An 8,116-nucleotide genomic window follows, 5' to 3' on the forward strand; every position below is an offset into this window, starting at 1 on the left:
TTTATAATTTAAATTTCAAAGAAAAAGCATAGATATCCTAAGACTTATGCAAAAGATAAAAAATATGTCCTAGCCAGCAAAGTATTGATATTAAGTCGCTAGCAAGACAAATTTACATCCACTCAAGCACTTGTGTGATATCTTTTGCGTAAAAGCATTTTAACCCTTGCGTGTCAAGCGGCTTGTTTGGGATGATAGCATTTTTAAATTTCTGTGTTTTTGCCTCTTTTAATCGCTGATCTAGGTTAAAAATTTCTCTTATCTCGCCATTTAGGCTTAGCTCGCCGATAAAAACACTATCCTTGCTGATAGGGCGGTTTTTAAAGCTACTTATTATCGCTGCGATGACGGCTAGATCGGCCGCAGTTTCGCTTATCTTAACACCACCTGAAACATTTATAAAGACATCGTAGTGTCCAAGTGGAATTTCAAGCTTTCGCTCAAGTAGGGCTAGTAGCATATCTAGGCGGTTTCTCTCAAAGCCAGTCGAGCTTCGTTTTGGATAGGCGCTTTCGCAAACAAGTGCTTGAATTTCAATACTAAGTGCCCTTGAGCCTTCCATTATAATAGTGATCGCACTGCCACTCATCGCTCCGCCACGTGTGAAAAATTTACTCGATACCTCGTTTGCACTCACCAGTCCATGCTGGCTCATCTCAAATATACCAACCTCGCTTGTCGAGCCAAAGCGGTTTTTAAACCCACGCAAAATCCTCAGCTCTCTGCTCGCGTCACCCTCAAAATAAAGCACCACATCAACCATGTGTTCAAGTACTCTAGGTCCTGCGATCGAGCCCTCTTTGGTGATGTGACCTATGATAAAAACGCAGATATTTTGGCTCTTTGCAAGCCTCATCAGCTCAAATGTGATCTCGCGAACCTGTGTGATCGAGCCTGGCGCGGAGCTTATATTTTGGCTATAAAGCGTTTGAATAGAGTCAATGACTAGCACCTTGTAGTCGCTCTTTTGCACTTCTAGCAGGATATCTTCTAGGCAAATTTCAGTTAGCAGGTATAAATTTTTATCCACCGCATTTAGCCTATCAGCTCTCATTTTTATCTGGCTTTGGCTCTCTTCGCCGCTTACATAGAGCGTTTTTTTACCGTCTTTTGCTAAATTTGAGCCGATTTTTAGAAGCAAGGTTGATTTACCGATGCCTGGACTGCCACCTATTAAAACTAGCGAGCCCTCGACTACGCCACCACCAAGAACAAGGTCTAGCTCGCTATCTTTGGTGCTAAATCTCGTAAAATTTTGAATTTCAACTTCGTCTATGCTTATGGCTTTGCTAGGTGCGCTAGTGCTTTTTGCTATCTCTTTACTTATCTTTATCTCTTGCTGGCTAAGCTCGACAAAGCTATCCCAAGCCCCACATTGTGGGCATTTGCCCAGCCATTTTGCTTGTTGATTACCACACGCTTGACACTCAAAAACTGGCTTTGCTTTTGCCATAATATATCCTTTTTAAAATTTCAACTATTATCACTCCAAAGGCCGCTCCGATCATGTCAGCTACGATGTCAAGCAGGCTAAAGCTCCTGTTTGGTAAAAATGCCTGAACGAGCTCTATTTGCACGCCAAAGGCTAAAAGTAGGGCTAAATTTTTTAAAATTTTAAACTCATAGCCAAGGTAGAGCAGTATATAAAGGACGAAAAAAGCTAAAAAATGATTTGCTTTGTCCCACGAGTTTTCTATGATCGCGGGACTTTTTGGAGTAAATGCAAGAATATCAATCACCAAAAGAGCAGCGAAAAAGCAAATTTTACTAAGAAATTTTACGCTACTCAAAAATGGCGTCCATTAGCTCGTCTAAAAACTCGTCTGGATTAAATTTGATGATATCATCCATGCTCTCGCCAACGCCTATATAAAATATAGGTAGCTCAAGCTCTCTTGCCACACCAAATAGTGCTCCGCCCTTTGCGGTGCCATCAAGCTTTGTGATGATGACACCATCAAGCGAGACAATATCGTTAAATGCTTTCGCTTGTGCAACTCCGGCGTTACCTTGCGTTCCATCAAGAATCAAAATTTTGCGGTGAGGCGCTTTTTCGTAAGCTTTTTTGCTAATACGAACGATCTTTTCTAACTCGTTTGCCAAATTTGTCTGGTTTTGAAGTCTGCCAGCCGTGTCTAAGATGACGCGGTCGATGCCTTTTGCAAGGGCCGAGCTGATAGTATCGTAAGCAACAGCTGAAGGATCATGCCCTTGCTGTGTGGCGACTATTGGCACATTTAGTCTGATTGACCACTGGCGTAGCTGCTCGATCGCTCCAGCTCTAAATGTATCACAAGCACCTAAAATAACGCTTTTACCGTTATTTTTATATAAATTTGCAAGCTTTGCGATGGTTGTCGTCTTGCCAGCGCCATTTACGCCAAGGATGAGATCGACAAATGGCTTATCAGGCTCGATCACACGCTCATTTTCGTAGATAAAATAGCTACTCATAACGCGCCTAAGATCAGCTCTACTCACTTCATCTTGTGGCGGCAAGTAGTATAAAATTTCTTCTACGATCTCATAGGCTACGTCAGCTTCAAGTAAAATTTCTTCTAAGCTCTCTTTGTCTATCTTTTTTGACTTCTTCGCTGAACTTATCGCTCCAAAAGTCTTCTCAAGGCCTTTTTTTAGAAAATCAAGCATTATTTTGTGGCCCTATTTATGTCGTTTTCAAGCATCTCTTCAGGTACAAGACCGATGTAGCCCTGAACGTAGTCGCCATTTGCTTTAAAAAGTGCTGACGCAGGCAAGCCTTTTATACCGCCCATCGCTTTTTCAAATAAAAAATTTCCCTCTCCAACCGCGACTTCATATTTTATTTTATATTTTTGAGCAAAATCTTTTACTTCATCTTCACTTTTGTCTTCAAGTAGCACACCAACGATATCTAGCTCATTTTTAAATTTCTCACTTAAGTTGTTTAGATGCGGGATCTCAGCCTTGCAAGGAGGGCACCAAGTGGCAAAAAATACGTAAAGCGTTGCTTTTTTACCATCTTTTACATCAAAGCCATTGCTTCTTTTTGTAATCTGCATAGTTGCTCCACTTAGCAGCTTTAGATTTATCTCTTTTATCTCGCTATCTTGGGCATTTTCACTCATTTTTGGAGTGAGTGAGTCTTTGCTTAAATTTTCATCTTTGCTAGCATTTTTATCTAAAATTTTGCCTTGCGTTTGTTCGCTTGTATTTTGCTCTTTTTTTTGCTTGTTCTCGTCGCCGCATCCAAAAAATGCAAAAATGCAAAGTGATGTTATAATTGCTCGTTTTAATGTCATAAATTTCCTTTTGAATAAGATTTCAGGATTATACAAGAAAGAGCATAAAATGAGCGTTAATTTAGAAAAAAATGAATTTAGAAAAAATGCAAGAGCAAATTTGATGAAACTTACTAAATTTAAGGCCAAATGCTCGCATTATAAAGCTACGAAAACTCTTTTAAAATTGATAAATTTTACAAATTCTAAGAAAGTACTGTTTTATTTGCCACTTAACTACGAAGTTGATGTGCTTAAAATAAGGCGAAATTTATCACATAAATGTGAAATTTTTGCCCCTTTTATGGTAGGTCTTAGCTTAGAGATGGTAAGATTGCGACTGCCATTTCTAACTTATAAATTTAATGTCAGACAGCCATCTGGCAAAAAAATGGATAATGTTAGACTTGATATGGCAGTAGTTCCAGCGATTGGGGTTGATGGAGCTATGGCTAGGATAGGGCATGGAAAAGGATTTTATGATAGATTTTTTGACTCTTTGCCTATTAAGCCAAAACGGATAGTTTTTCTTGAGATAAAAGACTTTTATACCAAAGATGTGCTTTCAAGTACACAAGACGCGGTAGCAGACTTTTATATAACCCCAAATAAAAATTATATAAAAAGAGGAATAAATGATAGAGGTTTTAATAGGCTTAGGAGCCGGTGTGGCTGGCGTTGGAGCAGGGTATCTATACGCCAAAAAAATAAATGATGCAAACTACAACATATTCTTAGAACAAGCAAAAGCAAAGGCAAAAGCTATTGAGTATGAAGCTGAGCTAACGCTTAAAAATTCTAAAATTTCAGTACAAGAGGCTGAATTTGAGGCCAAAAAAAGATACGATGACAAGACGACAAAGCTTCAAAAAGAGTATGCAAGTAAATTTGATGAACTAGCCAAAAAAGAGAAAATTTTGCTAAATGAGCAAGAGCTTTTAAACGAGAGTAAAGAGCTTTTTGAAAAAGATAAGCAAGACGCAAAGATCACTTACGAAGAGGGTTTAAATTTAAAAGCGACTTATCAAAACAAAGTAGAAGAAGCAATAAGAGTGCTTGAGCACGCTGCTGGCTTAACAGAAGAAGAAGCAAAAGAGGTCGTGCTTAAAAAGGTCGAGGAGAAGTCTCGTGCGGATATCGCTCATATCGTTAGAAAATACGAAGAAGAAGCAAAAAGAGAGGCTAAAAAGAGAGTTAATTACATCTTGGCGCAGGCTACGTCAAGATTTGCTGGAGAATTTGCGGCTGAGCGTCTGATAAATGTAGTAAATATCAAAAACGATGAGCTAAAAGGTAGGATCATCGGTAAAGAAGGACGTAATATCAAGACCCTTGAAATGGTGCTTGGAGTTGATATCATCATCGATGATACCCCGCACGCAATCATACTAAGCAGCTTTAACCTTTACAGGCGTGCGATCGCAACAAGAGTGATCGAGCTTTTGGTAGAGGATGGAAGAATCCAACCTGCGAGGATAGAAGACCTTCACAAAAAAGTGACTGAAGAATTTGAGCAAAGCATACAAGAAGAGGGCGAAAACATCGTCATGGATCTTGGTCTAAATAAAATTCACCCAGAGATAGTAAAACTAATAGGCAAGCTTAAATTTAGAGCAAGCTACGGACAAAATGCCTTGGCTCACAGCCTTGAAGTAGCTCACCTTGCTGGTATCATCGCAGCTGAGTGTGGCGGAGATGAGAAGCTTGCAAAAAGAGCTGGCATACTTCACGATATCGGTAAGGCGCTAACTCACGAGTATGAGGGCAGTCACGTTGATCTTGGAGCTGAAATTTGTAAACGCTACAAAGAGCATCCAGTAGTCATCAACGCTATCTACGCTCACCACGGCCACGAAGAGGCAACAAGTATAGAAAGTGCGGCTGTTTGCGCAGCTGACGCACTAAGTGCAGCTCGTCCAGGTGCAAGGCGTGAGGTGCTTGAGAGCTTCCTAAAACGTGTCGAAGAGATCGAAAATATCGCAAAAAGTAAAGACGGTATCAAACAAGCTTATGCAATAAATGCAGGCCGTGAAATTCGTGTCATCGCAAATGCTAAACTCATAAACGACGACGAGGCAGTGCTTGTAGCAAAAGAGATAGCTCAAGAGATCGAGAGCAAGGTGCAGTATCCTGGTGAGATAAAAGTAAGCGTCATCAGAGAGACTCGCGCTGTTGATTTTGCAAAATAACGGCAAAATATGAAATTTCTTTTTTCAATTTTATTATTTTTCTCAATTGGCTTTGCCAGCGAGGAGCTCGTGCTGGACTCGGCAAACTCGTTTATAACAACGATGAGAGGCGCTAGAAACGCTCCTATAAAAGAGCTAATCGAGCAGTCAAAAGCGACGATCATCTTTCCAAGTGTTAAAAAGGTCGGTTTTGTAGTTGGTGGTATGGGTGGAGATGGCATCATGGTTGTTGGCAACATTAACTCGCCAAGTGAAATTTTACCAGTTAGCATAAGTGGCGGCAGCATCGGTATACAGCTTGGTTATGAAGATAGTTCGCTTGTGCTTTTTATATTTAAAGATAGTATTATCCATGATATTAAGGATGCCAAGATCACGCTTGATACAAAGCTATCAGTAGCTTTTGGTGATATTGGACGCAATTACAGTAAAGTAAGCGATTTTAAATTTTCAAGTGATATCTACGCATATGCCGCAAATGATGGTTTTTTTGCGGGTGCTAGCTTTGGTGGAGCAGTCATCAGTGCAAGAGAAGAAATTTTAAAGCAAAGTGGCTATGCCTATGAACAGCTAATAGCCTCTGCATCTAAACTTTTAGGAGATTAATGCAAGATATCATAAACTCAGTTTCAACATACGGCTATATTGTATTGTTTTTTTATAGCCTTGGTGGCGGCATGGTTGCATTAATCGCCGCTGGAATTTTAAGTTTTGCTGGCAAGATGGACATCACTCTTAGTATAATTGTCGCTGCTGTGGCAAATACAATTGGTGACACGCTAATTTTTTATGTCGCAAGATTTAATAAAAACTCACTTATGCCTTATATCAAAAATCATAAAAGAAAGCTTGCTTATGCAGGAATTTTGGCTAAAAAACATGGCGATAAGATAATATTTATCAAGAAATTTATCTACGGCGTCAAAACTTTGGTTCCTATCGCGCTTGGACTTACGAAGTATTCATTTTATAAATTTAGCATTATAAATTCGATCTCGTCAGTGCTTTGGGCGGTCATTATCGGATTTGCCAGCTTTAAAGCGGGTGATTATTTTGTAGGTGCAAGCGACTATCTTGGCGAGCATGGATATATTATGCCTCTTGCCATGGTTTGTTTGTTGCTTGGAATTTGGTTTTTTTTACAACATATTACAAAAAGGAGAAAAGCATGAAAAAGGTGATATCTGCTTTAATCGTGGTTATCGTGGTGGCCATTGGAGCGGTTTATTTTGCTTCAAATGAGGTGGAGAAAAACTATCAAAGAATAGTGAATGATCTAAACAATATTAAGGGCTTTAAAATTTCTAATAACAATTACAAAAAAGGTTTTTTTGGCTCAAAAGGATCATTTGATTTTAGTGTTTCAAAAGATCTTTTGGAAAATATATTTGGTAAAAATGTAAATGAGGATTTGGTTTTTAAAGTAGAAAATGAAATTTCTCATACAGTGCTTGCTTTTATAGATGGCTTTGAAATAGACTCAAAAATTTCTATCCAAAGCGATATGATTAAAAATATTATCGCAACATTTATGGGATCAAATGTTATTGCAACAACTAAAACAAAAGTTAGCCTAACTGGTGATAAAGATATGGATATTAAATTTAGCAATATTGAATTTAATGATAAGCAAAAAACTGCCGTTAATACAAAAGATATAAAAATTGGTATGACGCTTGATTCAAAAGATAGTATAAACAGCTTAAAAGTTGAAGCAGATAAGATTTTTTTGAAAGATTTTAGTGAATACAATAAAGTTGATCTAAATATCGAAGGGTTTTATATTGACTCAAGTTATAAAGAGCCGGTTAAGTTTTCAAAAATTTTAGAGAGCCAGCTTGTACCTTATCTAGCAAAAGTTAAATTTAAAAGGGTGTCTTTCGCATCTAATGATGTAAGTAATATCTTGATAGATGACTTTAAGTATGACTCAAAATTTGAAATCTCAAATGATCTTGGAAGATCAGACGATGTTATAAAAATAGGTATAGTAGCAGTTGATAAAGTAAAATATACAGATTTTGTCTTTGATAGCAAAATCGCAAATATCAATGTACCTGTGTTAAATAATGTATTGAACAAGCTTAATAATTTAAATAATGAAGAAAATTATAATGTTTTAGCTGGATTAAATTTTGATGAGATAATAGATCAAATCTTAGAAAAGAATCCAAGCATAAAAATAGATACATTAAGCTTTAAAAAAGGAGATAAGACTTTAAAGCTAAATTTGGATGCAGCAGTAAATGGCTTTAAGAAGGGAACAAATCAGTCAGAAATTTTTGATAAATTGTCTCTTAGTGGAAAAATAAGTGTCGATGAAAGTCTGACGAATTTTTTTGATACACTAGTGCCAGAAGTAGCTTTTGTTGAGCCTACTTTGATATCTGCTGGATATTTTAAAGAAGAGGGCAAAAAAGTGCTAAGCGAATTTAAATATGATCCAAACAAAAAAGATATTATATTTAATGAAAAAGTTGGACTTCAAAATTTCTTTATGGGTTTTTAAAAAATTAGCCTGATTTTTATCTGCATTTAAGCATCACTTCTATATACTTCACTTTCTGTTTTGCAAAACGCAGGGCAGAAAGTTCTTTTAACTTACAATTGTTAAACTATTAGTCAATCTTTGAAATCTAAACAAGTGATCGATTGAGCCAGTCTATT

At 37.6% G+C, this 8,116-nt stretch carries 9 protein-coding genes; 5 read left to right on the forward strand and 4 right to left on the reverse strand.

The window, feature by feature from the left end:
- Nucleotides 1–112 precede the first annotated feature (112 nt).
- From radA to CVT05_RS09165, 4 genes are read right to left on the reverse strand one after another with little or no spacing between them, the layout of a single operon-like run.
- Nucleotides 113–1,453, reverse strand: a complete 1,341-nt coding sequence (gene radA, locus CVT05_RS09150) for a DNA repair protein RadA (protein WP_107698563.1) — start codon at nucleotides 1,451–1,453, stop codon at nucleotides 113–115.
- Entirely contained in the window at nucleotides 1,428–1,790 is a 363-nt protein-coding gene (locus CVT05_RS09155; RefSeq protein ID WP_107698564.1) for a VanZ family protein, read from the reverse strand. The genes radA and CVT05_RS09155 overlap by 26 nt, the downstream gene beginning before the upstream one ends.
- Nucleotides 1,783–2,649, reverse strand: a complete 867-nt coding sequence (ftsY, locus tag CVT05_RS09160; RefSeq protein ID WP_087579297.1) for a signal recognition particle-docking protein FtsY — start codon at nucleotides 2,647–2,649, stop codon at nucleotides 1,783–1,785. Before ftsY ends, CVT05_RS09155 begins: the two co-directional genes overlap by 8 nt.
- Nucleotides 2,649–3,281 (reverse strand): TlpA family protein disulfide reductase, encoded by a 633-nt coding sequence (locus tag CVT05_RS09165; protein WP_054196779.1) that lies wholly within the window; start codon nucleotides 3,279–3,281, stop codon nucleotides 2,649–2,651. The genes ftsY and CVT05_RS09165 overlap by 1 nt, the downstream gene beginning before the upstream one ends.
- Nucleotides 3,282–3,330: 49 nt before the next feature.
- On the opposite strand from CVT05_RS09165, the gene CVT05_RS09170 reads away from it, so the two are divergent.
- The 5 genes from CVT05_RS09170 to CVT05_RS09190 are packed head-to-tail and all read left to right on the forward strand — an operon-like array spanning nucleotide 3,331 to nucleotide 7,958.
- The gene (locus tag CVT05_RS09170; RefSeq protein ID WP_107698565.1) at nucleotides 3,331–3,975 is read left to right on the forward strand and encodes a 5-formyltetrahydrofolate cyclo-ligase; all 645 of its coding nucleotides are present in this window, start codon (nucleotides 3,331–3,333) and stop codon (nucleotides 3,973–3,975) included.
- Nucleotides 3,896–5,449, forward strand: coding sequence for a ribonuclease Y (gene rny, locus CVT05_RS09175; RefSeq protein ID WP_072594345.1), 1,554 nt, complete (start codon nucleotides 3,896–3,898; stop codon nucleotides 5,447–5,449). Before CVT05_RS09170 ends, rny begins: the two co-directional genes overlap by 80 nt.
- Before the next feature lie 9 nt (nucleotides 5,450–5,458).
- Complete coding sequence (locus CVT05_RS09180; RefSeq protein WP_103559257.1) at nucleotides 5,459–6,055, forward strand: lipid-binding SYLF domain-containing protein; 597 nt, start codon at nucleotides 5,459–5,461, stop codon at nucleotides 6,053–6,055.
- Nucleotides 6,055–6,621 (forward strand): DedA family protein, encoded by a 567-nt coding sequence (locus CVT05_RS09185; RefSeq protein WP_103641328.1) that lies wholly within the window; start codon nucleotides 6,055–6,057, stop codon nucleotides 6,619–6,621. Before CVT05_RS09180 ends, CVT05_RS09185 begins: the two co-directional genes overlap by 1 nt.
- Nucleotides 6,618–7,958, forward strand: coding sequence for a DUF945 family protein (locus tag CVT05_RS09190; RefSeq protein WP_107698566.1), 1,341 nt, complete (start codon nucleotides 6,618–6,620; stop codon nucleotides 7,956–7,958). Before CVT05_RS09185 ends, CVT05_RS09190 begins: the two co-directional genes overlap by 4 nt.
- Nucleotides 7,959–8,116 lie beyond the last annotated feature (158 nt).

The organism is Campylobacter concisus (assembly GCF_003049705.1).
GTDB lineage: Bacteria > Campylobacterota > Campylobacteria > Campylobacterales > Campylobacteraceae > Campylobacter_A > Campylobacter_A concisus_AR.

Excerpts from the sequence above, each read along its gene's own strand:
- radA (WP_107698563.1), bottom strand. The coding sequence starts at position 1,453 with ATGGCAAAAGCAAAGCCAGTTTTTGAGTGTCAAGCGTGTGGTAATCAA.
- ftsY (WP_087579297.1), bottom strand. The coding sequence starts at position 2,649 with ATGCTTGATTTTCTAAAAAAAGGCCTTGAGAAGACTTTTGGAGCGATA.
- CVT05_RS09165 (WP_054196779.1), bottom strand. The coding sequence starts at position 3,281 with ATGACATTAAAACGAGCAATTATAACATCACTTTGCATTTTTGCATTT.
- CVT05_RS09170 (WP_107698565.1), top strand. The coding sequence starts at position 3,331 with ATGAGCGTTAATTTAGAAAAAAATGAATTTAGAAAAAATGCAAGAGCA.
- rny (WP_072594345.1), top strand. The coding sequence starts at position 3,896 with ATGATAGAGGTTTTAATAGGCTTAGGAGCCGGTGTGGCTGGCGTTGGA.
- CVT05_RS09180 (WP_103559257.1), top strand. The coding sequence starts at position 5,459 with ATGAAATTTCTTTTTTCAATTTTATTATTTTTCTCAATTGGCTTTGCC.
- CVT05_RS09185 (WP_103641328.1), top strand. The coding sequence starts at position 6,055 with ATGCAAGATATCATAAACTCAGTTTCAACATACGGCTATATTGTATTG.
- CVT05_RS09190 (WP_107698566.1), top strand. The coding sequence starts at position 6,618 with ATGAAAAAGGTGATATCTGCTTTAATCGTGGTTATCGTGGTGGCCATT.